Source organism: Micromonospora craniellae, assembly GCF_014764405.1.
GTDB lineage: Bacteria > Actinomycetota > Actinomycetes > Mycobacteriales > Micromonosporaceae > Micromonospora > Micromonospora craniellae.
The window spans coordinates 6,043,690-6,068,493 of record NZ_CP061725.1 but is presented as its reverse complement, the minus strand read 5'-3'; the positions used below and the strand labels follow the sequence as shown (position 1 = coordinate 6,068,493).

Genomic DNA, 24,804 nt, shown 5'->3' with positions numbered 1-24,804 from the left:
CCGGCCACGCAGCGAGCCGGAACGTGAGCGTGTGTTAGTAGGGGTCCCCTGCTATGCCGTAGGCGTTAGCAGGGGACCCTTCCTTACACCTCAGGCGAAGATGATCAAGGCGAGTATGCCGCCGACCATCAGGGCCAGGGCCAGCGCGAGCACCCACGTCGGGACGGTGTACTCGCCCCGGCGGTTGCGTTCGATCTCGGCACGCACCTTCTCACGGCGGCGTTCGATCCAGCTCTGCCGCTCGGTGCCCGGAATGGAGGGTTCGGGAGGAATCATGGCCCGACCAGCCTACCCGGGCCCGTCCGGCGCGCGGACAGGCCCGGGTGCGCCCGGTCACATGCTGGCGATCAACCGCTCCACCCGCTCGTCGTACGCCCGGAACGGGTCCTTGCACAGCACGGTGCGCTGCGCCTGGTCGTTGAGCTTGAGGTGTACCCAGTCGACGGTGAAGTCCCGCCGCTTCTCCTGCGCGTGCCGGATGAACTCGCCCCGCAGCCGGGCCCGGGTGGTCTGCGGCGGCGTCTCCTTCGCCTCGAAGATCTCCGGGTCGGTAGCCACCCGGTCCACGTCGCCACGCCGCTCCAGCAGCGCGTAGAGCCCGCGCCCCCGGCGCAGGTCGTGGTAGGCGAGGTCCATCTGCGCCACCCGGGGGTGCGACAGCGGCAGGTCGTGCTTGCGCTGGTAGCGCTCGATCAACCGGAGCTTGGTCACCCAGTCGATCTCGCGGGAGACCGGCGCCAGGTCACCGGTCTCCACCGCGCTCAGTACCCGGCCCCACAGCTCGACCACCCGCTTGGCGGCCTGGTCGCCGCCGCGCCGCTCGACGAACTCGATCGCCTTGGACAGGTACTCCTGCTGGATCTCCAGGGCGCTGATCTCCTTGCCGGAGGCCAGCCGCACCTTGCGGCGACCGGTGATGTCGTGCGACACCTCGCGGATGGCCCGGATCGGGTTCTCCAGGGTGAGGTCGCGCATCACCACCCCGGCCTCGATCATCCGTAGCACGATGTCGGCGGTGCCGACCTTGAGCAGCGTGGTGACCTCGTTCATGTTGGAGTCACCGACGATGACGTGCAGGCGGCGATACCGCTCGGCGTCGGCGTGCGGCTCGTCCCGGGTGTTGATGATCGGACGGCTGCGAGTGGTCGCCGAGGAGACGCCCTCCCAGATGTGCTCGGCCCGCTGGGACAGGCAGTAGACGGCACCACGCGGGGTCTGTAGCACCTTGCCGGCGCCGCAGATCAACTGCCGGGTGACCAGGAACGGGATCAGGACGTCGGCGAGCCGACCGAACTCACCGTGCCGGGACACCAGGTAGTTCTCGTGGCAGCCGTAGGAGTTGCCGGCCGAGTCGGTGTTGTTCTTGAACAGATAGATCTCACCGGCGATGCCCTCGTCGTGCAGCCGCTTCTCCGCGTCGATGAGCAGCCCCTCCAGGATCCGCTCACCGGCCCGGTCGTGGGCGACCAGGTCGACCACCGAGTCGCACTCCGGGGTGGCGTACTCGGGGTGCGAGCCGACGTCCAGATAGAGCCGTGCGCCGTTGCGGAGGAAGACGTTGCTCGACCGGCCCCAGGACACCACTCGGCGGAACAGGTATCTGGCTACCTCGTCAGGGGACAGCCGCCGCTGCCCACGGTAGGTGCAGGTGACGCCGTACTCGGTCTCCAGACCGAAGATTCGCCGCTCCATGATGAGACATTAGCCGTACGGAGGCCCGCTTCGTCACTGTCGCGGCCCGTACGCGTCGCTCCCGGCCGATCAGGGGCTGCCGGGAAGCCCCGCGCCGGCCAGGCCCGCCGTGTACGCCCGACACGTGTCGTAGTCCGGCAGCAGCCCCCGCTGCCGCGCCTCGGACAGGCTCGGCGCGACGGCGTCCCGGTCGGAGAGCTGCGGTGACGCGGTCGGCCACTCGATGCCCAACTCCTCGTCGAGCGGATGCACCCCGTGCTCGCCGGTGGGGTTGTAGGTGGTCGAGCAGACGTACGTGAGGGTCGCGTCGTCGGTCAACGCGCAGAAGCCGTGGCCGAGTCCTTCGGCCAGGTAGACCGCGCGCCGGTCCACGTCGTCCAGGCGCACGCCCTCCCAGCGGCCGAAGCTCGGCGAGCCGACCCGCAGGTCCACCACCACGTCGAGCACCGCACCTCGTACGCAGGTGACGTACTTGGCCTGCCCGGGCGGCACGTCGGCGAAGTGGATGCCCCGTACCACGTCGCGGGCCGACACGGAGAGGTTACCCTGGGCCAGGCGCAGCGGGTGCCCGACCGCCTCGGCGAGCCGGTCGAAGCGGTACCACTCCAGGAACAGCCCGCGCGCGTCGCCGTGCTGCTGCGGGACGATCTCCCAGGCCCCCTCGATGCCCAGCGGACGGATCTTCACGGGGTCACCTGCACCGGCACGGTCCGGTCGACCGGGTCGCCGCGCTCGCGGGCCAGCAGATCGAGCAGGTAGTCGCCGTACCCGCTCCTGGTCAGCGGCTCGGCCAGCGTCCGCAGCTGCGCGTCGTCGATCAGGCCGGCCCGCCAGGCCACCTCCTCGACACAGCCGATCTTCATGCCCTGCCGTTCCTCGATGACCCGGACGAACTCGGCGGCCTGCATCAGCGACGTGAAGGTGCCGGTGTCCAGCCAGGCGGTACCCCGGTCCAGCATGGTCACCGAGAGCTCCCCGGCCCGCCGGTACGCCTCGTTCACCGCGGTGATCTCCAGCTCGCCCCGGGCGCTGGGGGTCAGGCCGCGGGCGATCTCCACCACCCGGTTGTCGTAGAAGTACAGTCCGGGCACCGCGTACCGGGACCGGGGCCGGGCCGGCTTCTCCTCGATCGACAGCACCCGACCGTCGTCGTCGAAGTGCACGACGCCGTACGCCTGCGGGTTGGCCATCGGGTAGGCGAAGATCCGCCCGCCGACGGGGTCGCCCGCGGCGGCGAGCCGGCCGCCCAGGCCGACGCCGTGGAAGATATTGTCGCCCAGGATCAGGGCGACCGCCTCGTCACCGATGAAGTCCGCGCCGAGCACGAACGCCTGGGCGATGCCCTCCGGGCGGGGTTGGGCGACGTACTCCAGGCGCAGCCCGAACTGGCTGCCGTCGCCGAGCAGGCGCTCGAACTGGGCCTGCTCCTCGGGGGTGGTGATCACCAGGATCTCCCGCACCCCGGCCATCACCAGGGTGGAGAGCGGATAGTAGATCATCGGTTTGTCGAAGACCGGCATCAGCTGCTTCGACACCGCCCGAGTGATCGGCCACAGTCGGCTCCCGGTGCCGCCGGCGAGCAGGATTCCACGCACCTGGGGAGCGTAGCGGGAGCAACCGGCGCAGGCGACGCGGCGCAACCGCTGGTTTACGGCGGATTCGCGTAGACTTCCAGATCCGTGAGGATCCTGGTCACCGGCGGCGCCGGCTTCATCGGTTCGGAATACGTCCGGATGCTGCTGGGGGCACCCGGCGGCAGCGCGCAGGGGGTACCCCCGGTGGAGCCTCCGGGCGTCACCGTGCTGGACGCCCTGACCTACTCCGGCAACCCGGCCAACCTCGATCCGGTCCGCGACGACCCACGGTTCCGGTTCGTGCGGGGCGACATCCGCGACGCCGAGGTGGTCGACGAGGTCGTACCGGGGCACGACGTGATCGTGCACTTCGCCGCCGAGTCGCACGTCGACCGCTCGATCGCCGGGGCCGCGCCGTTCGTCACCACCAACGTGTTGGGCACCCAGACGCTGCTCGACGCCGCGCTGCGGCACGGCACCGGCCGGTTCGTGCACGTCTCCACCGACGAGGTGTACGGCTCGATCGCGGAAGGCTCGTGGACCGAGGACTGGCCGTTGGCGCCCAACTCGCCGTACTCGGCCTCGAAGGCCGGCTCCGACCTGCTCGCGTTGGCGTACCACCGCACGCACGGCCTGAACGTGGTGGTGACGCGCTGCTCCAACAACTACGGGCCGTACCAGTTCCCGGAGAAGGTCATCCCGCTGTTCGTGACCAACCTGCTCGACGGGCGGACGGTGCCGCTCTACGGAGACGGCGGCAACGTACGGGACTGGCTGCACGTGCACGACCACTGCCGGGGCATCGCGCTGGTGCAGCAGAAGGGCCGCGCCGGCGAGATCTACCACATCGGCGGCGGCACCGAGATGACCAACAAGGAGCTGACCGGCATGCTGCTGGACGCGTGCGGCGCCGACTGGGGCCGGGTGGTGGTGGTGCCCGACCGCAAGGGCCACGACCGCCGCTACTCGCTGGACATCTCCAAGATCAACGAAGAGCTGGGGTACGCCCCCAGCATCCCGCTGGAGGCCGGCCTCGCCGACACTGTTCGCTGGTACCGGGACAACCGGTCCTGGTGGGAACCGCTGACCGGGGCGCAGTCCGCGTGAGGGCGCTGGTGACGGGTGCCGGCGGAATGCTCGGACGGGACCTGGTGGAGGTGCTCGCCACCGCGCACACGGTGACCCCCGCCACCCGGGCCGACCTCGACGTCACCGACGCCGCCGCCGTGCACGCCGCAGTGGCCGGCCACGACGTGGTGGTCAACGCCGCCGCGTGGACCGACGTCGACGGCGCCGAGTCGGACGAGGCCGCGGCCACCCGGGTCAACGGCGAGGCGGTGGCGCACCTCGCCACGGCCTGCGCCGCGCACGGCGCCCGCCTGATCCAACTCTCCACCGACTACGTCTTCCCCGGCGACGCGGCCACCCCGTACCGAGAGGACACGCCCACCGCGCCGATCAACGCGTACGGCCGGAGCAAGCTCGCCGGGGAGTTGGCCGTGACCCGGCTCCTGCCCGACGCCGGTTACGTGGTGCGCACCGCCTGGCTGTACGGCGCCCACGGCCGCAACTTCGTCAGCACCATGCTCGGGCTGGCGTCGCAGCGCGAGTTCCTAGACGTCGTGGACGACCAGCGGGGCCAGCCGACCTGGTCGTACGCCCTGGCGCGGCAGGTGAGGGCCTTGGCCGGGGCGGCCCTGGCCGGTCGTGCGGCCCCCGGCGTCTACCACGGCACCTGCGCCGGCGAGACCACCTGGTACGGCCTGGCCCGGGCGGCGTTCGTCCTGCACGGGCTCGATCCGGACCGGATCCGGCCGATCACCAGCAACCGCTTTCCGCGTCTCGCCGCACGACCGGCGTACAGTGTGCTAGGGCACGATCGATGGGCCGCCGCCGGGCTGTCACCCCTACCGGACTGGCACGCCGCGCTGAGCGACGCGCTCGCCCTCGCCGCTCCACCCTCCCCGTGGAAGGTCGCATGAAGCTCACCCTGGTCACCGGCTTGACCGGTCTGGTCCTGCTGGCCACGATCGTCGAGTTGCTGCGCCGACGGCAGCTACGCGAGAAGTACGGCATGCTCTGGCTCGGGCTGCTGTTCGTGATCATTCCCCTGTCGCTGTTCCCCCGGCTGCTCGACGGCGTCGCCGACCGGCTCGGCGTGGCCTCCGGCGTCAGCCTCGTGCTCTTCCTCGGCATCGTCTTCCTGCTGCTCGTCTGCATCCATCTGAGCTGGGAGGTCAGTGCGCTGGAGGAGGAGACCCGCACGCTGGCCGAGGAGGTCGCGCTGATCCGCGCCGAGTTCGAGGCCGACCGGGCCGAACGGGCCGAGCTGGTGTCCCGCGATGGTTAACGGCAAGCGGCTCCTGGTCATCATCCCGGCGCTCAACGAGGCCGGGTCCATCGCCGACGTGGTCCGCGAGGTCCGGGGTGAGCTGCCCGGCGTCGACGTGCTCGTGGTCGACGACGGTTCCACCGACCGCACCTCGGCGGTCGCCGCCGCCGCCGGCGCCCGGGTCGCCCGGCTGCCGTACAACCTCGGTGTCGGCGGCGCCATGCGCCTCGGCTACCGGTACGCGTACGAGCACGACTACGACGTCGCGGTCCAGATCGACGCCGACGGCCAGCACGATCCCCGGTACGTGCCGAAGCTGGTCGACCTGCTCGACGACTACGACCTGGTGATCGGCGCCCGGTTCGCCGGTGAGGGCGAGTACGCGGTGCGGGGCCCCCGGCGCTGGGCGATGGGGATGCTGTCGATGGTGCTCTCCGGCCTGTCCGGCACCACCCTGACCGACACCACCTCGGGATTCCGCGCCGGCAACCGGCGGATGATCGAGATGTTCGCCCAGTGGTACCCCGCCGAGTACCTCGGCGACACGGTCGAGACGCTGGTGCACACCGCCCGTCGCGGCTACCGCATCCAACAGGTGCCGGTGGCGATGCGGCGGCGGATGGCCGGCACACCGAGCCACTCCCCCGCCAAGGCGATGGTCTACCTCGGCCGGGCGCTGGCCGTACTCACGCTGGCCCTCATCCGCCGGTGATCGGTCGCCTGCTCCGTCTCGTCCCGCCCGGCACCGTCCCCGTCGGCGCGGGTCTGGCCATCGTCGGCCTGGCCTCGTACGTGCATCTGGCGGTGGCCGGGCACAACCTCACCGCCGGGGACTACTCGTCGCTGTCGGTGCTCTGGTCCTTCGTGTTCACCGTGGGCCTGGGCGTGTTCCTGCCGGTCGAGCAGGAGGTGGCCCGGCTGGTCGCCGCCCGCCGTACCCGGGGATCGCCGCCCGGCCCGGTGCTGGCCAAGGGCGTCACCGTCGCCGCCGTCATGCTGGGCCTGCTGGTGCTGGCCTGCGTCGCCGCCACCGACCTGCTCGCCGACCGTCTCTTCGCCGGTGACACCGGGCTGGTGTGGGCGCTCTGCGGCGCGCTCGCCGCGCTGGCCGTGGCGCACACCACCCGGGGCGTGCTCTCCGGGCTGCGGCAGTTCGGCTGGTACGGCACCCAGCTCGGCATCGACGGCGGACTGCGGATCGGGCTGGTCGCCCTCCTCGGCCTGGCCGGGGTCGACTCGCCGATGGCGTACGCGCTGGTGCTGGTCGTGGCCCCGCTGCTGGGCGTCGCGTCGACCGTGGCACCGGTGATCCGGGCTGCCGGCGGTGGCGCGGCCCTGCCCTGGCCGGCCCTGCTGCGCGGGCTGGCCCTGCTCACCGTCTCCAGCCTGCTCGCCCAGGTCGTGGTCAACGTCGGCGTGATCAACGTACGGCTGCTCGCCCCGGCCGACGTGGCGACCGCCGGCGCGTTGCTCTCCGCGCTGGTGCTGGTCCGGATCCCGTTGTTCGTGTTCGGCTCGATGCAGGCCGCGCTGCTGCCCGGCCTGTCCACCGCCGCCGCCACCGGCGACCGGGCGGCCTTCGGCACCCTGCTGCGCCGGGCCCTGGCCGTCGTCACCGCGCTCGGCGTGGCCGGCGGCGTGCTGGGCACACTGCTCGGCCCGTGGCTGGTCCAGGTCCTCTTCGACGCCCCGGACGTCCTCGGTCACGGTGACTTCGCCTGGCTCGGCCTGGCCACCCTGGCCTACCTGTGGGCGATGGTCCTCGGGCAGGCGCTGCTCGCCCGCGACCAGCACCACGCGCAGGCCGTGGCGTGGATCGCCGGGGTCGCCGCGCTGGCCGTCGCCACACTCGCCCCGCTGACCGTCGCGCTGCGCGTCGAACTCGGCTACACCGTGGGGTCCCTGGTGGTCGTCGCCGTGATGGTCACCCGGCTGCGCCGCCGGACCTCCACCCCCACCCCGCCCGTCGCGGTCCCGGTGTCCGCGAGCACCCCCGGAGGCATCCGATGAGCCCACCCCGCGTGACCGCGGTGATGCTCGCCTACGGTCCCGAGCCCTGGCTGGTCGACGCCGCTGCGGCCGTGCTGGCCAGCACCGGCGTCGACATCGACCTGGTGGTGGTGGACAACGGCTGCACCGGCGACGGCATCGACCTGGTCAAGGGCCTGCCCGGGGTCCAGGTGGTCCGGCCGGACGAGAACACCGGGTACTCCGGCGGCTGCAACGTCGGCGCGGCCGACGCCACCGGCGACTGGCTCGCCTTCGTCAACTCCGACGCCGTCGTCGCCCCCGACGCACTGGGCAAGGTGGTCGCGGTGGCCGCCGAACCGGGGGTCGGCGCCGCGATGGCCTCCATCCGGCTCGCCCACGACCTCGACCTGATCAACACTTCCGGCAATCCGCTGCACTTCACCGGCCTGTCCTGGGCCGGCGGCAACGGCGAACCCGCTCGCGACCACGCCCGGCGCACCGTCGTACCGTCGTTGAGCGGCTGCTGCTTCGTGATCGGCCGGGCCCGCTGGACCGAGCTGGGCGGCTTCCCCGCCGAGTACTTCGCCTACCACGAGGACACCGAGCTCAGCCTGCGGCTGTGGCAACGCGGCCAACGGTTGGAGTACGTACCGGACGCCGTGGTGCGGCACCACTACGAGTTCTCCCGCAACGACCTCAAGCTCTACCTGGTCGAACGCAACCGGCTGCTCACCCTGCTCACCGCCTACCAGGGCCGCACCCTGGCCCTGCTGGCACCGATGCTGCTGCTCACCGAGGTCGCCATGCTGGCCGCCGCGCTCGCCGGTGGCTGGTCCCGGCAGAAGACGCGCGGCTGGGGCTGGCTGTGGCGGCACCGCGACTGGGTACGCGCCCGCCGCCGCCGGTTGCAGTCGGAACGCACCGTCGGCGACGGGGTGATCGCCGACCTGATGACCGCCCGGGTGGCGCCCTCCAACGTGGCCGCGCCGCCGGGGATGGGTGTCTTCAACGCCCTCGCCGCTGCCTGGTGGGCCCTGGTGCGGCCGCTGCTCGCGCGTCGCTGAGCTACCGTCCGACGAAGGTCGCGACCGCCCGTTCCCACACCGCGTCGAGGTCGGTGCCGGGCGGGAAGCGACCGGCGAGTTCGAGGTCGACGAGACCGCGGCGCCCGACAGTCGAAACTGTCGGGCGCCGGGAACCTCCAGGTCGCGGGAGCTCGGGTACGGCGTCAGGCGTCGGGCTTGTCGCCCGGCTTGTCCTCCAGGTCGGCCGAGCCGGCAGACGTGGTCGGCTTGTGCGCCTCCTCGGTCGGCGTGGTCGGGGGCTCCGCCCGGTCGCCCTCCGCCGCCGCCTCGCCGGCCGCGCCGCCGTCGAGCAGACCGGTCAGCGCCGCACCGGTGATCCGCCGGAAGGTACGTCCCACCCGGTTACGGTCCAGGACCGCCACCTCCAACTGGTCGGCGGCGATCGTGCGGGCAGCACCGCCCTCGCCACCGACGCTGCCCAGCGCCTGCACCGCCACCTTCACCGCCTCGCCGAGCGACATGTCCGGCCGGTGGTTCGACTTGAGCACCCCGGAGATGGCATCGGCCTGGCCGCCCATCGCCATCCGGCCCGGCTCGTCGGTGACCGAACCGTCGTAGGTGAGGCGGTAGAGCGAGTCGTCGTCCGACGTGGTGCCCACCTCGGCGACACAGATCTCCACCTCGAACGGCTTGGACTGCTCGGTGAAGATCGTGCCGAGGATCTGCGCGAACGTGTTGGCCAGCGCCAGGCCGGTGACGTCACGCCGGTCGTAGCTCAACCCGTTGAGGTCGGCCATCCGCACCCCGGCCCGACGCAGGTTCTCGAACTCGTTGTAGCGACCGACGGCCGCGAAGCCGATCCGGTCGTAGATCTCGCCGACCTTGTGCAGGGTGCTGGAGAGGTTCTCCGCGACGAAGAGCACCCCACCGGCGTAACTCAGGACCACCGCGCTGCGTCCCCGGGCGATGCCCTTGCGGGCCAGCTCGGAACGGTCGCGCATGATCTGTTCGGGCGAGGCGTAGAACTGCATGGCCACGGCGGCGGCTCTCCTTCGGGCGCTGTGCTGGGGGAACTGCGTTCAGGTGGGGCGGGGACGGGCTCAGCCGCCCGGATTCTCCATCCGGCCGGCGACCACGCTCTCGCCGAGCGCCGCCGTCTCCGCGTCGGTCAGCCGGTACGTCCCCTCCGCCGTCGCGGTCATCACCACCGGGAAGATCCGCCGGGTCAGGTCGGGTCCGCCGGTCGCGGTGTCGTCGTCGGCCGCGTCGTAGAGCGCCTCCACCGCCAGCCGGGCCGCGTCGTCGACGGAGAGCCCGGCCCGGAACCGCTTCTTCAACGCCGATCTGGCGAACAGCGAACCCGAGCCGATCGCGTCGTAGCCGGTCTCCTCGTAGGGGCCGCCGGTCACGTCGAAGCTGAAGATCCGCCCGGCCCGCGCCGGGTCCTTGGCCGCCAGGTCGAAGCCGGCGAACAGCGGGATCACTGCCAGCCCCTGCATCGCCGCCCCGAGGTTGCCCCGGATCATCGCGGCGAGCCGGTTGGCCTTGCCGTCGAGCGAGAGCATGACGCCCTCGATCTTCTCGTAGTGCTCCAGCTCCACCTGGAACAGCCGCATCAGCTCAATGCCGATCCCGGCGGTCCCGGCGATGCCCACCAGCGAGTACGCGTCGGCGGGGTGCACCTTCTCGATGTCGCGCTGCGCGATCAGGTTGCCCATGGTGGCCCGCCGGTCGCCGGCCATCACCACACCGCCGTCGGCGACGATGGCGACGATCGTGGTGGCGTGCGGGGCCAGGTCGGCGGCCATCCCCGGCGGCAGCGGCCGGCGGCCGGGCAGCAACTCGGGGGCCACCTTGCTCAAGAACGTGGTGAAGGAGGACGTCCCCGCGTTGGTGAACACATCTGGTAGACGCCCGGATGGATCAAAACCCGCTGCCACGTGGTTCCTCTCAGGTACGTGATGGCCCTGGCCAGCCTCGTAGGACTGTGACGGAACTGGCCAAGACCACCGGTGCAGTTGAAGCAGATTATCCCGCGCACCCACCCGGTGCGATGATCGTGGTCCACAAGTTCCGGATCGGGTTCACCACAGACCGCGTAGCTGCGGCAGCACGGCCGGAGAACCGGACATCAGTCCTACTCTCCGCCCTTCTGGACATACCCCCTCACGAACTCTTCGGCGTTCTCCTCCAGGACGGAGTCGATCTCGTCGAGGAGATCGTCCACGTCCTCGGTGATCTCGGCGTGCCGCTCGGCGACCTCCGGATTCGCCTCGACGGTGACGTCCTCGATCTCCTCACCCTGACGGGACTTGCCCGTCTGCGACTGACCGCCGCTGTCACGAGTGGCCACTGTTGCCTCCTCCACGATCGTCTGCGATGAACTTACCTCGCGGGAACGACGAAACGCCCGTCGCGCGCCGGTACCGGACCGGCGCGCGAGCACCGAACGAGAGCACGGCCGGCACGGCTCAGCCGCCGGTCAGGGTCTCCAGCAGGTCCTTGGCACTGGCACATTTGTCGAACAGCGCACCCACGTGCCGCCTGGTGCCCCGCTCCGGCTCCATCATCGGCACCCGGACCAGGGACTCCCGCCCGACGTCGAAGATGACCGAGTCCCAACTGGCGGCGACCACCTCGGAGGCGTACTGCGCCAGGCAACGGCCCCGGAAGTAGGCACGGGTGTCCTCCGGCGGCTCGGTCATCGCCGCCTGCGTCTCGGCTTCGGGCAGCAGCGTCTTCATCGCCCCACGGGACACCAGGCGGTGGTAGAGCCCCTTCTCCGGCCGGACGTCGGAGTACTGCAGGTCGACCAGTTGGAGCTTGTGCGAGCCCCACCCAAGCTTCTCCCGGTCCCGGTAGCCCTCCAGCAGCCGCAACTTGGCCACCCAGTCCAGTTCGTCGGCGCAGAGCATCACGTCGCGTCCGAGCCGGTCCAGCACGTTCTCCCAGCGGTCCAGCACGTCGCTGGTCTGCTCGTCGACGTCGCTGCCGTACCGGTCCTCCACGTACGCGCGCACCCGCTCCAGGTACGCCCACTGGACGTCCAACGCGGTCAGCCGGCGGCCGTCGCGCAGCCGCATTCGATGAGTCAGCGACGGGTCGTGACTGACCGCGCGGAGTTCACCGACCGGGTCGGCGATGCCGAGGTCGGGGCCGAGCGCCTTCTCCTCGATCATGGTGAGGATCAACGCGGTGGCGCCCACCTTCAGATAGGTGGAGATCTCGGACAGGTTGGCGTCGCCGATGATGACGTGCAGACGGCGGTACTTGTCGGCGTCGGCGTGCGGCTCGTCCCGGGTGTTGATGATCGGTCGCTTGAGGGTGGTCTCCAGACCCACCTCGACCTCGAAGAAGTCGGCCCGCTGCGAGATCTGGAAGCCGCTCTGGCCGCCGTCCTGCCCGATGCCGACGCGACCGGCGCCGCAGACGATCTGCCGGGTCACGAAGAACGGGGTCAGGTACGCCACGATGTCGGCGAAGGCGGTCTGCCGGCGCATGAGGTAGTTCTCGTGCGCGCCATAGCTGGCGCCCTTGTTGTCGGTGTTGTTCTTGTAGAGGTGGATCGGCGCGCTGCCCGGGATGGTGGCCGCCCGGCGCGCCGCCTCCGCCATCACCCGCTCCCCCGCCTTGTCCCAGCGCACCAGGTCCCGGGGGGTGGTCACCTCCGGAGTGGAGTACTCCGGGTGCGCGTGGTCGACGTAGAGCCGGGCCCCGTTGGTGAGGATCACGTTGGCCAGCCCGAGGTCGTCGTCGGCGAGCGCCTCGGCCGGGTCGTACGCGGCTCCGGAGTAGGTGAAGCCGCGGGCGTCCCGCAGCGGTGACTCCTCCTCGTAGTCCCACCGGGCCCGACCGCCCCGGTTGAGTTCCGGGCGGGCGCCGTAGGCGTTCACCACCTGGGAGGAGGTGACCATCGGGTTGGCACTGGCCTGACCGGGCACGGAAATGCCGTACTCGACCTCGGTGCCCATGATCCGTCTTACGCTCATCGACCTACCCGCTTCGCTTGCCCGACCGGTCCCCCGTCACGTCGAGCGTAGTCGCCGGTCGGGCACGCGGGGGCGTGCCGGTGGGGTCGGAACGCCGCGGGTCGCACCGTTCAGTCCCCCGGCCGTTCGACGATCATGGGTTCGATGGTGGCCCGCTCGTGTGTCTCGGGCAGCGAACGCAGCGGTCTCTCGGCCCGGGAGCGCACGCCGGAGTCGGTGGTCACCAGGCGGATCCGGCCCGGGCGTCGCGTGCAGCATCTGCCAGGTCCGACCCGGTTCGACGAAGAGGAGGTACGCGACGGGGCCCGTGACGCGTCGCGTCACGGGCCCCGGTGGCGCGACCGGTCAGAGGTACTGGCCGGTGTTGCTCGCGGTCTCGATGGAGCGACCGGCCTCGGTGCCCTTGCCGCCGGAGACGAGCGTGCGGATGTAGACGATCCGCTCGCCCTTCTTGCCGGAGATGCGGGCCCAGTCGTCGGGGTTGGTGGTGTTGGGCAGGTCCTCGTTCTCGCGGAACTCGTCGACGCACGCGTCGAGCAGGTGCTGCAGGCGCAGCCCCTTACGACCGGAGGTGAGGAACTCCTTGATGGCCATCTTCTTGCCACGGTCCACGATGTTCTGGATCATCGCGCCCGAGTTGAAGTCCTTGAAGTACAGGACCTCCTTGTCGCCGTTGGCGTAGGTGACCTCGAGGAAGCGGTTCTCCTCGGTCTCCGAGTACATCCGCAGCACCACCGCGTCGATCATCGCCGCGACGGTGGCCTGGGCGTCCTGACCGTGTTCGGCCAGGTCGTCCGCGGACAGCGGCAGGCCGGAGAGGATGTACTTGGAGAAGATGTCCTTGGCCGCCTCGGCGTCCGGACGCTCGATCTTGATCTTCACGTCGAGCCGACCAGGCCGCAGGATCGCCGGGTCGATCATGTCCTCCCGGTTGGAGGCACCGATGACGATGACGTTCTCCAGGCCCTCGACACCGTCGATCTCGCTGAGGAGCTGCGGGACGATGGTGTTCTCCACGTCGGAGGAGACACCGGAGCCTCGGGTCCGGAAGATCGAGTCCATCTCGTCGAAGAAGACGATCACCGGAGTGCCCTCGCCGGCCTTCTCCCGCGCCCGCTGGAAGATCAGCCGGATGTGCCGCTCGGTCTCGCCGACGTACTTGTTGAGCAGCTCGGGACCCTTGATGTTGAGGAAGAAGCTGGTGTGCTTCTCCTCACCCCGCCGCTCGGCGATCTTCTTCGCCAACGAGTTGGCGACCGCCTTGGCGATGAGCGTCTTGCCGCAGCCGGGCGGACCGTAGAGCAGGATGCCCTTCGGCGGCCGGAGCTGGTGCTCGCGGAACAGGTCGGCGTGCAGGAACGGGAGTTCCACCGCGTCCCTGATCTGCTCGATCTGGGAGTGCAGGCCGCCGATGTCGGTGTAGTCGACGTCCGGCACCTCCTCCAGGACCAGTTCCTCGACCTCGCTCTTGGGAATCCGCTCGTACGCGTATGCCGAGCGGGGTTCGATCATGAGCGAGTCGCCGGCCCGGATCGCGCTGCCGATCAGGGTCTCGGCCAGGTGCACGATCCGCTCCTCGTCGGAGTGCGAGACCACCAGCGCCCGGTCACCCGGGACACCGTCGGGGCCCGCCAGCACCTCCTTGAGCATGACCACCTCGCCGACCCGCTCGAACCCGAACGCGTCGACGATGTTGAGTGCGTCGTTGAGCAGGACCTCCTGGCCACGCCGCAGCTCACCCACGTCCAGCGAGGGCGAGACGGCCACGCGCAGTTTGCGCCCGCCGGTGAAGACGTCGACCGTGCCGTCCTCGTGCCGGGCCAGGAAGACACCGTAGCCACTGGGGGGCTGGGCGAGACGGTCGATCTCCTCCTTGAGCGTCACGATCTGCGCGCGAGCCTCCTTCAAGGTGCTCACGAGCCGTTCGTTGTTCTCGGTCAGCCGCGCCAACTGCGCCTGGGTGGCCGCCAGCCGCTCTTCGAGCTGCCGGACGTGTCGGGGGCTTTCGGTCAACTTGCGCCGCACGAGAGCGAGTTCCTCTTGCAGGAACGCGACCTGCGTGGAGAGATCGTGGGCCTCCTTCTCCCACCGTGCGGCGCGCGAGTCCGCGTCGTCGCTGCGTGCCACGTCCCACCTCCCCGGGGGGCTCGAACGTTCTGCCCTAACACTAGCCGCTATGAGCCCGATTCGGTCCTCCGCAACGCGCCCGTCACCGAAGCTTGATCGCCAAGGGTGGGTAGCAGGGCGGGTACGGGCATTCGGGTACCGTCGTGGGGTGGGACGGGAGAACATGGGGGGTGCGCCGGTGGTCGAGGTCGCGACAGACCAACTGCAGGTCTGGGTGGACCAGGACCTGTGCACAGGTGACGGATTGTGCGTGCAGTACGCGCCGGAGGTCTTCGAGTTCGACATCGACGGCCTGGCCTACGTCAAGGGCCCCGACGGCGAGCTCCAGCAGACGCCGGGCGCCCGGGTGGACGTGCCGGAGCACCTGCGCCTTGAGGTGATCGACTCGGCGAAGGAGTGCCCGGGCGAGTGCATCCACGTCGTACGCGGCAGCGACGGCGTCGAGGTGGCCGGCCCGGACGCCGAGGAGTGACCGGCCCGGCCACGTCGGGCACGGTCGCCGGCGGCACGGCGGTGGTCGCCCCGCCGCTACAGCAGCGGCCGGCCGACCACCGAGGCGACCAGTCGGGCGAACTCCTCCAGGCGGGCGATCTGTCCGGCACCGCCGTCGTCGAGGGTCTTGCCGAACCGCAACGCGTCGTGCCGGGGCCCACCGGCGGCCTCCTCGCTCGGCGGTGACTCGTCCAGCGAGGTCAGCAGCAGGTAGACGTCGATGCTGTCGACCCGGATCTCGCCGTTGTCGTGGCGGAACAGCCGACGCCGGCAGCCGACCTCGGTGACCGAGGAGACCGGCACGACCCGCAATGACGAGGTCATCGAACCGGGCGGGCCCTCCCCCGGCGGCACGTCCTCGCCGTGCCAGAGCACCAGCCGACTGCCGTCGCAGACGACGACCTCCTGCCACACCCCGTTGACCTCGTTGACGAAGCGTTCCAGGGTGAAGCCGAGCACCGAGGCGCCCCGCAGCACGCCGCCGAGCGCCTCCAGGGCGACGTCGGGATCGCGCAGGTAGGCGCGGGCCGCCGACTCAAGGTCGGTGTACGGGGACCAGTCCGGGAAGACCGCCGGCAGGTCGCCACCGCCGAAACCGGGACGGCTCATGCCGTCACCCCACCCCGCCGGCCCGGGCCGGCGGCACCGGCCCGCGTCGGCCCGCGTCGAGGATCAGCCCGTTCACTCCCCGCCGCCCCAATCCGCCGTCACGGCCTGTCCGTCTCCTGCGTCGTGTCGGGTTCGGCGCCGTCGGGCGGCGCCTGTCGGGCCGCCTCCGCCGCGCGGAGCGCCTGCCGCCGCTGCGCGTACGCCTCGCTGCCCTTGCTGGGCTTGCGCCGCCGGGGCGGGGCGGTGACTCCGGGGGCGAGCTTACGCGCGGAGACGAGGAAGGCGGTGTGGGCGATCATCCGGTGGTCGGGCCGGACCGCCAACCCCTCGGCATGCCAGTCCCGCACCATCGACTCCCAGGCGCGCGGCTCGGTCCAACCACCCCGTTCGCGCAGCGCCTCGACCAGCTCGGACAGCTGCGGGGTGGTGGCGACGTAACCGATGAACACGCCGCCGGGCAGCAGCGCCCGCTCGACCATCTCGAGGTTCTCCCACGGGGCCAGCATGTCCAGGATGATCCGGTCGAAGCCGATCTCCGGGCACCCGCCCACGTCGCCCACCTGCAGGTGCCAGGCGGGGTGCGGCCCGTTGAAGAACGCCTCGACGTTGCGCCGGGCGATCTGGGCGAAGTCGTCCCGCAGCTCGTACGAGTGCAGCTCGCCGGAGGTGCCCACGGCCCGCAGCAGCGAGCAGCTCAGCGCGCCGGAGCCGGCGCCGGCCTCCAGGACCTTCGCGCCCGGGAAGATGTCGCCCATGGCGACGATCTGCGCCGAGTCCTTGGGGTAGATCACCTGTGCGCCGCGCGGCATCGACAGCACGTAGTCCGACAGCAGCGGACGCAGTGCCAGGAAGGCGGTGCCCCCGCCGGAGGTGCTGACCACGCTGCCGTCGGGCAGGCCGATCAGCGCGTCGTGCGCGAGGATGCCCCGGTGGGTGTGGAACTCCTTGCCCGGTTCCAGGGTGATGGTGTGCATCCGGCCCTTCGGGTCGGTCAACTGCACCCGGTCACCGGGCCGGAACGGCCCGCGGTGCACGGCGGGCGGCTCCGCCTTCTCGGCGGGCAGGTCGCTGCCCGGGGTGGCCGGGCCGGCGGAGTGGGTCACGGTCACGTGTTCATCTTCCGGTGAGGTTCGAGCAGTCGCGCCAGATCCGCGATGTGCAGAATGCCGACGACATCTTCGCCTGCCGTCACGAGGTACTGCGCGGCCGGGTGGGCCTGCACCCGCTCCAGCACCCGTTCCCCGTCCGTGTCGACCGGCAGGGTGGGCAGGTCGGCGACGGATCGCGCCACCGCGTCGACGGCGAGCCAGGGGCGGCGGGCCTCCGGCACGGCCGCCGCGGCGGCCGGGTCGACCACCGCCACCGGCCGGCCCGCCGAGTCGGTCACCAGCAGTGCGGCGTTCGTCCCCCGCGCCGCGCCGGAGGGACCGGCGGAATCAGGAGCGCCGCCGTCCGCCGGGACCGCGCCGGTGACGAGGTGGTCCGCCGGAGCCGCGCCGGTCACGGGCTGATTCGTCGCCGCCTCAGCGGCGCGGCGCTGCGCCTCGGCGAGCGGGGTGCCGGTGGGAACGGCGAACGCCGGTCGAGCCAGCCGGGCCAGGTCGACCAGGGGCAGCCGGCGGCCGATCCGGGACATCCGGATCGGCTGCCCGGCACCGTGCCAGAGGGTGAGCGCGACCAGCGCCGTCAGCGGCAGGGCCAACAGGCTCAGGACGTCCACCGCGTAGAGCACCGCCACCAGCGGGGCGGTGCCCACGGCGAGTACGCGCCCGGCCCAGCCGGCCACCTCGGTGGCGGCGTGCCGGTTGCGGGTGACCGCCCAGATCACCGCCCGCAGTGCCCGCCCGCCGTCCAGCGGCAGGCCGGGCAGGATGTTGAAGACCGCGACGATGATGTTGCTCGCCGCCAGTTGGAACGCCAGTTGGTCGGCCACGGTGCGGTCGGGCAGGGCCAGCGTGGCGGCGACCGCGATCGCCCCGAGCACCGCCGAGACCGCCGGGCCGGCCAGGGACACCAGCAGATCCACCCGGGGTGACGGGGCATCGCGGTCCATCTCGGTGTACCCGCCGAGCAGTTCCAGGGTGATCCCGCGCACCCCGATGCCGAACCGTCGGGCGGTGAGGGCGTGCCCGAGTTCGTGGAGGAGCACCGAGCCGAGCAGCGACACGACGAACCCGGCGCCGACCAGGTAACCGCCGAGCGGGGAGAGTTGCAGGCGCTGGCCGGCGAGTTCGCCGTACAGCACGATGATCAGCACGGCGAGCAGCAGGATCGAGGCGTTCAGGTACAGCGGCACCCCGAAGACCCGGCCCACCCGCAGACCGGGACGCCGGCCGGCGCGCGGTCGACTCCCTTGTTCCACCGGCCCGATGCTACGCGGCGGGAGATCACCTCCCGGTGCTCCTGTCACACGCGTGCCCTAACCTTCCGGGCATGACGGCGGATCCGGTGATCACCCGACAGACCCCGACTCCGACGCAGCTGCCGGCGACGGTGCGCGCCTCGCTCTCTCCGTCGCGGGCCGCCGACTTCAAGACCTGCCCACTGCTCTACCGGTTCCGCAGCATCGACCGCCTGCCCGAGCGGCCCACGGTCGAGCAGGCCCGGGGCACGCTGGTGCACGCGGTGCTGGAGCGCCTGTTCGACCTGCCGTCGGCCGGGCGCACCCCGGAGGCGGCCGGTGATCTCGTCGCACCGCAGTGGGACCGGTTGGTCACCGAGCAGCCGGAGCTCTCCGGGCTCTTCGAGGGCGACGATCCGGCCGCCGTGGCGCAGTTCCTGGCCTCGGCGACGGCGCTGCTGGAGGGCTACTTCACGGTGGAGGACCCGCGCCGCCTGGAGCCGGCCGAGCGGGAGAGCCTGATCTCCGCAGTGGTCGACGACGAGCTGCTGATCCGTGGCTATCTCGACCGGCTCGACGTGGCGCCGGACGGCGCGCTGCGGGTGGTCGACTACAAGACCGGCGGTGCCCCACGGGAGGCGTTCGAGGCCCGGGCCCTGTTCCAGCTCAAGTTCTACGCCCTGGTGCTCTGGCGGACCCGGGGCGTGGTGCCCCGGGTGCTGCGGCTGCTCTACCTCAAGGACGCCGAGGTGTGCGACTACGCCCCCGACGCCGACGAGCTGGTGCGCTTCGAGCGCACGGTGGTGGCGTTGTGGCGGGCGATCGAGCAGGCCACCGCAAACCAGGATTTCCGTCCCCGACCGAGCCGGCTGTGCGACTGGTGCAGCCACCAGGCCCGGTGCCCCAGCTTCGGCGGCACTCCACCGCCCTTCCCGGAGCAGGTGGCGGCGGCCGATCCGCCACGCGACGCCCGGTCCCGCCCGGCGGCCCCGGGCGCCGACGAGTGAGCTTCTCTCCTCCCTGGGGAGGAGAGAAGCTCACCGCAGAAGACGATCTTTCGCCCGAACGGGCGGATAGCGTCGGAGCGTGGGTACGGATCCGAGGGAGTGGCTGCGTCGGCACCCGCTGGCCGGTGACGCGCTGCTGGTCGTCGGGCTGGTGCTGGCCGAGGTCCTGTTCACCCTGCTGACCCCCCGGGAGTTCTGGCCCCGGGCGCTGCCGGTGGCGCTGGGTTGGAGTCTGCTGTGCGCGGCGCCGGTGGTGCTGCGCCGGGTGGCGCCGTGGCCGGCGGTGCTGGCCGCGCTGGCGACCCTGGCGCTGCCCGCCGCGATCGAGGTGATCCCGGCCACGCAGGCCCTGACCTTCGTCGTGCTCACCTACACGATGGCCGCGTACCGTCCGACGCGGTCAGCGCTGGCGACGGCGGCGGCGCTGTGGCTGACGGTGGCGGTGGTGAACTCCCTGGCGCCACCGGCGGACATCCCGCAGGTCGGCTCCGCCTACCTGGTGGCGAACAACCTCCTGGTCGGCATCGTGTCGTTCTCGGTGGGCCGGGCGGTGCACTCCCGGCGGGCCAGCACCCAGGCGCTGCGGGAACGGGCCCGGGTCGCCGAGTCCACCCAGCACGCCCTGGCCGAACAGGCGGTCGCCGACGAGCGGCGGCGCATCGCCCGGGAACTGCACGACGTGGTGGCCCACCATGTGAGCGTGATGGGGGTGCTGGCGACCGGCGTACGGCGGGTGCTGCGGCGCGACCCGGACGCCGCCGAGGAGGCGATCGGCACCATCGAGGAGACCAGCCGGGCCACCTTGCGGGAGTTGCGCCGGCTCCTCGACGTGCTGCGTACCGAGGCGGAACCGGCGGCCGAGTTGGCGCCGCAGCCGGGGATCGCCGGCATCGACTCCCTGGTCGAGCAGGTACGCGAGGCCGGTCTGCCGGTGACGCTGACGGTCCGGGGCGCACCCGCCGCGCTGGCCGAGGGCGAGGCGCTGACCGTGTACCGGATCGTGCAGGAGGCGCTGACGAACGCGCTCAAGCACGCCGGCGCGGCCACCGCGCAGGTCCGGGTGAGCTTCGCCGACGACGCGGTGGAGGTCGAGGTCACCGACACCGGTCGAGGTCCGCTGCCGGACACCGACCGAGTCGGGCACGGCATGGTCGGGATGCGGGAGAGGGTCGCGCTCTACGGTGGTGTCCTGCGCACCGGTGCACGTCCCGGCGGCGGTTACCGGGTGCACGCGCGGATCCCGGTCGAGACCTTGCTGGACGCCGGGACGTCCAGGTGACGGCGGACGTGGAGGACGACATGACCGAACCGACACCGTCGCGCCGACCGATCCGAATCCTGCTCGTCGACGACCAGCCGCTGTTGCGTACCGGCTTCCGGATGGTGCTCGGCGCGGAGGACGACCTGGACATCGTGGCCGAGGCCGGTGACGGGGCGGAGGCGGTGGAGTTGTCCCGCCGGCTGCTGCCCGACGTGGTGCTGATGGACATCCGGATGCCCCGGATGGACGGGGTGACCGCGACCCGGGCCATCGTCGACGCGCGGCTGCCGGTCCGGGTGCTGATCCTGACCACCTTCGACCTGGACGAGTACGTGGTGGGCTCGCTGCGGGCCGGGGCGAGCGGCTTCCTGGCCAAGGACGTACCGGCCGAGGACCTGGTCACCGCGATCCGCACGGTGGCCGCGGGCGACGCGGTGGTGGCCCCGCGCATCCTGCGTCGGCTGCTGGACCGCTTCGCCGAGGCTCTGCCCGACCCGGCGGCGGTGCCCCCGAAGGGGCTCAACGCGCTGACCGAGCGGGAGCGGGAGGTGCTGGTGCAGGTCGCCCGGGGGCTGTCCAACGCCGAGATCGCCCGGGCGCTGTCGGTGAGCGAGACCACCGTCAAGACCCACGTCGGGCACGTGCTGACCAAACTCGGGCTGCGCGACCGGGTGCAGGCGGTGGTGCTGGCGTACGAATCGGGCCTGGTCCGGCCGGGTGCGTAACGAACGCGTTGCATACGTCACCTACAGTGACCGCCGTTGACCAAATGTTGTTGACCCTCACACGGGGGCAGCGTTCACGATGAACTCGCGTCGGCCGCGACTACCGGCCGACCGGCGCGGCGTCGGGGCCAACCCTGACGGCGCTTAGGGGGTACCCGCACCCGGAAATCCGCCCCGTCTCCGCCCGGAGTCGGACGGAACCGCGTCGGGCAGCACAGAAGATGGACTCGTGCCGCACCAGCGGGGGCGGCGCGATCTGACACCGACGGAGAGGTACGAGACGTGACCGCTACGACAGGCCAGTCGGCACCGGCCGCAGCCCGGGCGAGCGATGTGTGGAAGGTGTACGGCAGCGGCGAGGCCCAGGTCGTCGCGTTACGGGGGGTCAGCGCCGAGTTCGAGCGTGGCCGGTTCACGGCCATCATGGGCCCGTCCGGGTCCGGCAAGTCGACGCTGATGCACTGCCTGGCGGGGCTGGACACGGTGACCCGGGGGACGGTGCACGTCGGCGACACGACGGTCACCGGTCTGGGTGACTCGGGCCTGACCAAGCTGCGTCGGGACAAGATTGGCTTCATCTTCCAGCAGTTCAACCTGCTGCCCACGCTGACGGCCAAGGAGAACATCCTGCTGCCGCTGTCGATCGCCGGCCGCAAGCCGGACCCGGCCTGGTACGACGTCGTGATCGACACGGTCGGGCTGCGGGACCGGCTGGACCACCGGCCGGCGCAGCTCTCCGGCGGCCAGCAGCAGCGGGTGGCGTGCGCCCGGGCGCTGGTGGCCCGTCCCGAGGTGATCTTCGCGGACGAGCCGACCGGTAACCTCGACTCGCGGGCCGGCGCGGAGGTGCTCAACTTCCTGCGGAACTCGGTGCGTGAGCACGGCCAGACCATCGTCATGGTGACCCACGACCCGACCGCCGCCGCGTACGCCGACCGGGTGGTGTTCCTCGCCGACGGGCTGATCGTCTCCGAGCTGATCGAGCCGACGGCCGACACGGTGCTGGACACGATGAAGAAGCTGGACACGCCCGCCGAGGTGGCCGGCTGATGTTCCGGGCGACTCTGAAGAGCCTGCTGGCGCGGAAGGTACGGCTGGTCCTGTCCGGCCTGGCCGTGGTGCTCGGTGTCATGTTCGTCTCCGGCGCCTTCGTGCTCACCGACACGCTCGGACGTACCTTCGACCAACTCTTCGCCGAGGCGTACGAGGAAGTCGACGTGAGCGTATCGGCGAGGCCGAAGGTCGCGATCGGCGAGATGGAGGGCGAGCTGGTCCAGGCGCCCTTCCCGGCCGACCTGGTGGAGACCGTCCGGGCGGTGCCGGGGGTGGCCGACGCGACCGGCGTGGTGGTCGCCGACGGTGCCCGGATGATCGGCAGCAACGGCAAGGTGGTCGCCTCGTTCGGGCCGCCGCAGCTCGGTGGCAACTGGCCCGGCGAGAGCGACCTGGTGCAGTTGCGCGAGGGGCGCGAGCCCCGGGCCGACGACGAGATCGTGATCAACCAGGCGTTGGCGAACGCGGGCAAGGTCGCCGTCGGCGACCGGGTGGGCGTGCTCACGCTGGGCCCCCGGCAGGACTTCACCATCGTCGGCGTCTTCGGCTACAGCGGTGACCGGGACTCCCTCGGCGGCGTCAACGAGGTCATGTTCACCACTCCGGTCGCCCAACGGCTGATGCTCGGCGAGGCGGACGTCTTCAACAGCATCACGGTCACCTCCGCGTCGGACGTCTCCGACGACGCGTTGCGCGACAGCGTGGCCGCAGCGCTCGGCGACGACTACGTGGTCAAGACCGGGGAGCAGCTCTCCGCCGACGCCTCCGCCGGGCTGAAGGAGGGGCTGACCTTCTTCAACCGGATCCTGCTCGGCTTCGCCGCCGTGGCGCTGCTGGTCGGCACGTTCCTCATCCTGAACACGTTCTCGATCATCGTGGCGCAACGCACCCGCGAGCTGGCGTTGCTGCGGGCGGTGGGTGCCAGCGGCAAGCAGATCATCGGTTCGGTGGTGCTGGAGGCGATCGCCGTCGGCCTGATCGCCTCGGTGCTCGGACTGGCGGCCGGCTTCGGCGTCGGCGCGTCGCTGGCGTACCTGTTCAGCTCCGTCTCGGGTGGGCTGGAGCTGACCGGGTTGAGCATGCCCGCGTCGGCGGTGATCGGCGCCTTCTCGGTCGGTCTGGTGATCACGGTGCTGGCGGCGTTGCTGCCGGCGCTGCGGGCCGCCCGGATCCCGCCGATCGCGGCGATGCAGGACGTGGCCACCCCGGACCGCCCGCTCACCAAGATCACCGTTGCCGGGGCGTTGGTGACCGCGGTCGGCGCCGTCCTGCTCTTCCTCGGGCTGGGCGGTCACGCGGGCGGCAACACGCTGGCCACCATCCTCGGTGGCGTGCTGTTCGCCTTCATCGGGGTGGCCCTGCTGACGCCGCTGATCAGCAAGCCGGTGGTGGCGGCGCTCGGCTCGGTCTTCGCCGGCTGGGTGCCGGGCAAGCTGGGCCGACTCAACTCGGGCCGTAACCCGCGCCGCACCGCCATCACCGCCGCCGCGCTGATGGTCGGTATCGCGCTGGTCACCGGCATCACGGTGATCCTGGACTCGGCCAAGAGCAGCATCAGCGGCCTGGCCCAGGAGAGCATCAAGGCCGAGCTGGTGATCGCCGGGGCGCAGAGCGGCCCCCGTCCGCCCACCTTCGACCCGGAGGTGCTGGAGGAGGCGAAGGCGATCCCCGGGGTACGCGTCGCCGACGGTCTCTACGGGGACCTGGCCATGGTCGACGACGAGCGCACCTTCGTCGGCGCCGTGACCGAGCCGGCCGCGCTGCGCCAGGTCTACAGCCTGAATGCCGTCGCGGGTGACATCGACCGGATCGGTGCGGGGCAGATGCTGGTCAGCGAGGAGACCGCGAAGGCGCGGGGCCTGTCGGTCGGTTCGACGATGTCGGTGCAGCTGTCCCGGGGCGAGCCGAACACGTACACCGTCACCGGCGTCTTCGAGGACTCTCCCCTGGTGACCGGTCTGCAGATGGTGCTGCCGACGGAGGCCGCCCGCAACTTCACCATCCCGCGGCCGAGCCAGGGCTTCGTCCAACTCGAACCGGGCGCGTCGGTCGCCGACGTCCAGCCGCGCATCGAGGCGCTGCTGGCGGACAGCCCCGAGGTGTCGGTGGTCGACCTGAACGCCTTCGTGGAGCAGCAGGCCGGTCTGCTCGACACGCTGCTCACGATGATCCAGATCCTGCTGGCGCTGGCCATCGTGATCGCCGTACTCGGCATCATCAACACCCTGGCCCTGTCGGTGCTGGAGCGGACCCGCGAGCTGGGCCTGCTGCGCGCCATCGGACTGCGGCGGTCGCAGACCATGGGCATGATCACCGTGGAGGCGGTGGTGATCTCGGTCTTCGGCGCGCTGCTGGGGGTGGTGGTCGGCGCCGGCCTCGGCGCCGCGGTGGTCGAGGCGCTCCGCAGCGAGGGGATCAACGACCTGGTGCTGCCCTGGGGCCAGATGGGACTCTTCCTCGGTCTGGCCGCGATCATCGGTGTGGTCGCCGCCGTCCTGCCGGCGATCCGGGCCGCCCGGATCAACGTCCTGGGCGCGATCGCCCACGACTGAGCCGTACGACCGGGCCCCGGCGCCACATCGATGTGGCGCCGGGGCCCGGTCGGT

25 protein-coding genes are annotated in these 24,804 nt (G+C 71.4%); 12 read left to right on the top strand and 13 right to left on the bottom strand.

The genetic code is table 11. The annotated features are described in order from the left end of the window. Positions 1–90: 90 nt before the first annotated feature. From ID554_RS27515 to rfbA, 4 genes are all read right to left on the bottom strand, one after another. Positions 91–276: a hypothetical protein gene (locus tag ID554_RS27515; RefSeq protein WP_117227843.1), complete on the bottom strand. Its 186-nt coding sequence runs from the start codon at positions 274–276 to the stop codon at positions 91–93. 57 nt (positions 277–333) lie between these two features. Beyond that, complete coding sequence (pafA, locus tag ID554_RS27510; protein ID WP_117227844.1) at positions 334–1,692, bottom strand: Pup--protein ligase; 1,359 nt, start codon at positions 1,690–1,692, stop codon at positions 334–336. 69 nt (positions 1,693–1,761) lie between these two features. Next, the gene (locus tag ID554_RS27505; protein ID WP_117227845.1) at positions 1,762–2,379 is read right to left on the bottom strand and encodes a dTDP-4-dehydrorhamnose 3,5-epimerase family protein; all 618 of its coding nucleotides are present in this window, start codon (positions 2,377–2,379) and stop codon (positions 1,762–1,764) included. After that, positions 2,376–3,287, bottom strand: a complete 912-nt coding sequence (rfbA, locus tag ID554_RS27500) for a glucose-1-phosphate thymidylyltransferase RfbA (protein ID WP_117227846.1) — start codon at positions 3,285–3,287, stop codon at positions 2,376–2,378. The genes ID554_RS27505 and rfbA overlap by 4 nt, the downstream gene beginning before the upstream one ends. An 84-nt stretch (positions 3,288–3,371) precedes the next feature. Here rfbA and rfbB point away from each other — a divergent pair, with 84 nt between their 5' ends. The 6 genes from rfbB to ID554_RS27470 are packed head-to-tail and all read left to right on the top strand — an operon-like array spanning position 3,372 to position 8,633. Continuing rightward, on the top strand, positions 3,372–4,373 hold the full coding sequence (rfbB, locus tag ID554_RS27495; protein ID WP_117227847.1) for a dTDP-glucose 4,6-dehydratase: 1,002 nt from the start codon (positions 3,372–3,374) through the stop codon (positions 4,371–4,373). Further along, the gene (gene rfbD, locus ID554_RS27490) at positions 4,370–5,248 is read left to right on the top strand and encodes a dTDP-4-dehydrorhamnose reductase (RefSeq protein ID WP_199489174.1); all 879 of its coding nucleotides are present in this window, start codon (positions 4,370–4,372) and stop codon (positions 5,246–5,248) included. The genes rfbB and rfbD overlap by 4 nt, the downstream gene beginning before the upstream one ends. Further along, on the top strand, positions 5,245–5,616 hold the full coding sequence (locus ID554_RS27485) for a DUF2304 domain-containing protein (protein WP_117227895.1): 372 nt from the start codon (positions 5,245–5,247) through the stop codon (positions 5,614–5,616). Before rfbD ends, ID554_RS27485 begins: the two co-directional genes overlap by 4 nt. Further along, the gene (locus ID554_RS27480; RefSeq protein WP_117227848.1) at positions 5,609–6,310 is read left to right on the top strand and encodes a glycosyltransferase family 2 protein; all 702 of its coding nucleotides are present in this window, start codon (positions 5,609–5,611) and stop codon (positions 6,308–6,310) included. Before ID554_RS27485 ends, ID554_RS27480 begins: the two co-directional genes overlap by 8 nt. After that, entirely contained in the window at positions 6,307–7,608 is a 1,302-nt protein-coding gene (locus ID554_RS27475; protein WP_117227849.1) for a lipopolysaccharide biosynthesis protein, read from the top strand. Before ID554_RS27480 ends, ID554_RS27475 begins: the two co-directional genes overlap by 4 nt. Continuing rightward, entirely contained in the window at positions 7,605–8,633 is a 1,029-nt protein-coding gene (locus tag ID554_RS27470; RefSeq protein ID WP_117227850.1) for a glycosyltransferase family 2 protein, read from the top strand. The genes ID554_RS27475 and ID554_RS27470 overlap by 4 nt, the downstream gene beginning before the upstream one ends. Positions 8,634–8,797: 164 nt before the next feature. On the opposite strand, the gene prcA is transcribed toward ID554_RS27470, so the two are convergent. The 6 genes from prcA to arc form a co-directional block, all read right to left on the bottom strand. Beyond that, positions 8,798–9,631 (bottom strand): proteasome subunit alpha, encoded by an 834-nt coding sequence (gene prcA, locus ID554_RS27465; protein WP_117227851.1) that lies wholly within the window; start codon positions 9,629–9,631, stop codon positions 8,798–8,800. A gap of 63 nt (positions 9,632–9,694) precedes the next feature. Beyond that, the gene (gene prcB, locus ID554_RS27460) at positions 9,695–10,534 is read right to left on the bottom strand and encodes a proteasome subunit beta (protein WP_117227852.1); all 840 of its coding nucleotides are present in this window, start codon (positions 10,532–10,534) and stop codon (positions 9,695–9,697) included. Next, complete coding sequence (locus ID554_RS27455; protein WP_233527413.1) at positions 10,453–10,635, bottom strand: endonuclease domain-containing protein; 183 nt, start codon at positions 10,633–10,635, stop codon at positions 10,453–10,455. Before ID554_RS27455 ends, prcB begins: the two co-directional genes overlap by 82 nt. 96 nt (positions 10,636–10,731) lie before the next feature. Continuing rightward, entirely contained in the window at positions 10,732–10,947 is a 216-nt protein-coding gene (locus ID554_RS27450; RefSeq protein WP_111218203.1) for a ubiquitin-like protein Pup, read from the bottom strand. Positions 10,948–11,065: 118 nt separating this feature from the next. Continuing rightward, complete coding sequence (dop, locus tag ID554_RS27445; RefSeq protein WP_117227853.1) at positions 11,066–12,583, bottom strand: depupylase/deamidase Dop; 1,518 nt, start codon at positions 12,581–12,583, stop codon at positions 11,066–11,068. A gap of 345 nt (positions 12,584–12,928) precedes the next feature. Continuing rightward, a complete protein-coding gene (gene arc, locus ID554_RS27440; RefSeq protein ID WP_117227854.1) occupies positions 12,929–14,710 on the bottom strand; it encodes a proteasome ATPase in 1,782 nt (593 codons plus the stop codon). A 178-nt stretch (positions 14,711–14,888) separates the two neighbouring features. On the opposite strand from arc, the gene ID554_RS27435 reads away from it, so the two are divergent. Continuing rightward, positions 14,889–15,182, top strand: coding sequence for a ferredoxin (locus ID554_RS27435; protein WP_117227896.1), 294 nt, complete (start codon positions 14,889–14,891; stop codon positions 15,180–15,182). A gap of 56 nt (positions 15,183–15,238) precedes the next feature. Here ID554_RS27435 and ID554_RS27430 read toward each other — a convergent pair whose 3' ends face one another. The 3 genes from ID554_RS27430 to ID554_RS27420 all read right to left on the bottom strand — a co-directional run bounded on the left by ID554_RS27430 (position 15,239) and on the right by ID554_RS27420 (position 18,131). Next, complete coding sequence (locus tag ID554_RS27430; RefSeq protein ID WP_117227855.1) at positions 15,239–15,811, bottom strand: hypothetical protein; 573 nt, start codon at positions 15,809–15,811, stop codon at positions 15,239–15,241. Between the two features lie 98 nt (positions 15,812–15,909). Further along, positions 15,910–16,875 carry a tRNA (adenine-N1)-methyltransferase gene (locus ID554_RS27425; RefSeq protein WP_117227897.1) on the bottom strand — a complete coding sequence of 322 codons (966 nt, stop codon included), beginning with the start codon at positions 16,873–16,875 and terminating at the stop codon, positions 15,910–15,912. A 41-nt stretch (positions 16,876–16,916) separates the two neighbouring features. Next, positions 16,917–18,131, bottom strand: coding sequence for a site-2 protease family protein (locus ID554_RS27420; protein ID WP_117227898.1), 1,215 nt, complete (start codon positions 18,129–18,131; stop codon positions 16,917–16,919). A 113-nt stretch (positions 18,132–18,244) separates the two neighbouring features. Between ID554_RS27420 and ID554_RS27415 the strand changes: the two genes are divergently transcribed. From ID554_RS27415 to ID554_RS27395, 5 genes are all read left to right on the top strand, one after another. Then, complete coding sequence (locus tag ID554_RS27415; protein WP_117227856.1) at positions 18,245–19,159, top strand: RecB family exonuclease; 915 nt, start codon at positions 18,245–18,247, stop codon at positions 19,157–19,159. Between the two features lie 79 nt (positions 19,160–19,238). After that, positions 19,239–20,438: a sensor histidine kinase gene (locus ID554_RS27410; RefSeq protein WP_117227857.1), complete on the top strand. Its 1,200-nt coding sequence runs from the start codon at positions 19,239–19,241 to the stop codon at positions 20,436–20,438. Between the two features lie 20 nt (positions 20,439–20,458). Further along, on the top strand, positions 20,459–21,145 hold the full coding sequence (locus tag ID554_RS27405) for a response regulator (protein ID WP_117227899.1): 687 nt from the start codon (positions 20,459–20,461) through the stop codon (positions 21,143–21,145). Positions 21,146–21,427: 282 nt separating this feature from the next. Continuing rightward, positions 21,428–22,195 (top strand): ABC transporter ATP-binding protein, encoded by a 768-nt coding sequence (locus ID554_RS27400; protein WP_117227858.1) that lies wholly within the window; start codon positions 21,428–21,430, stop codon positions 22,193–22,195. Then, the gene (locus tag ID554_RS27395; RefSeq protein ID WP_117227859.1) at positions 22,195–24,750 is read left to right on the top strand and encodes an ABC transporter permease; all 2,556 of its coding nucleotides are present in this window, start codon (positions 22,195–22,197) and stop codon (positions 24,748–24,750) included. The genes ID554_RS27400 and ID554_RS27395 overlap by 1 nt, the downstream gene beginning before the upstream one ends. Positions 24,751–24,804: the final 54 nt, after the last annotated feature.

Bases quoted from the DNA above. Each gene is read 5' to 3' on its own strand.
- ID554_RS27405 (WP_117227899.1), top strand. From the start codon at position 20,459: ATGACCGAACCGACACCGTCGCGCCGACCGATCCGAATCCTGCTCGTC.
- ID554_RS27430 (WP_117227855.1), bottom strand. From the start codon at position 15,811: ATGAGCCGTCCCGGTTTCGGCGGTGGCGACCTGCCGGCGGTCTTCCCG.
- pafA (WP_117227844.1), bottom strand. From the start codon at position 1,692: ATGGAGCGGCGAATCTTCGGTCTGGAGACCGAGTACGGCGTCACCTGC.
- dop (WP_117227853.1), bottom strand. From the start codon at position 12,583: ATGAGCGTAAGACGGATCATGGGCACCGAGGTCGAGTACGGCATTTCC.
- ID554_RS27395 (WP_117227859.1), top strand. From the start codon at position 22,195: ATGTTCCGGGCGACTCTGAAGAGCCTGCTGGCGCGGAAGGTACGGCTG.
- ID554_RS27470 (WP_117227850.1), top strand. From the start codon at position 7,605: ATGAGCCCACCCCGCGTGACCGCGGTGATGCTCGCCTACGGTCCCGAG.
- ID554_RS27480 (WP_117227848.1), top strand. From the start codon at position 5,609: ATGGTTAACGGCAAGCGGCTCCTGGTCATCATCCCGGCGCTCAACGAG.
- ID554_RS27515 (WP_117227843.1), bottom strand. From the start codon at position 276: ATGATTCCTCCCGAACCCTCCATTCCGGGCACCGAGCGGCAGAGCTGG.
- ID554_RS27415 (WP_117227856.1), top strand. From the start codon at position 18,245: ATGACGGCGGATCCGGTGATCACCCGACAGACCCCGACTCCGACGCAG.
- ID554_RS27485 (WP_117227895.1), top strand. From the start codon at position 5,245: ATGAAGCTCACCCTGGTCACCGGCTTGACCGGTCTGGTCCTGCTGGCC.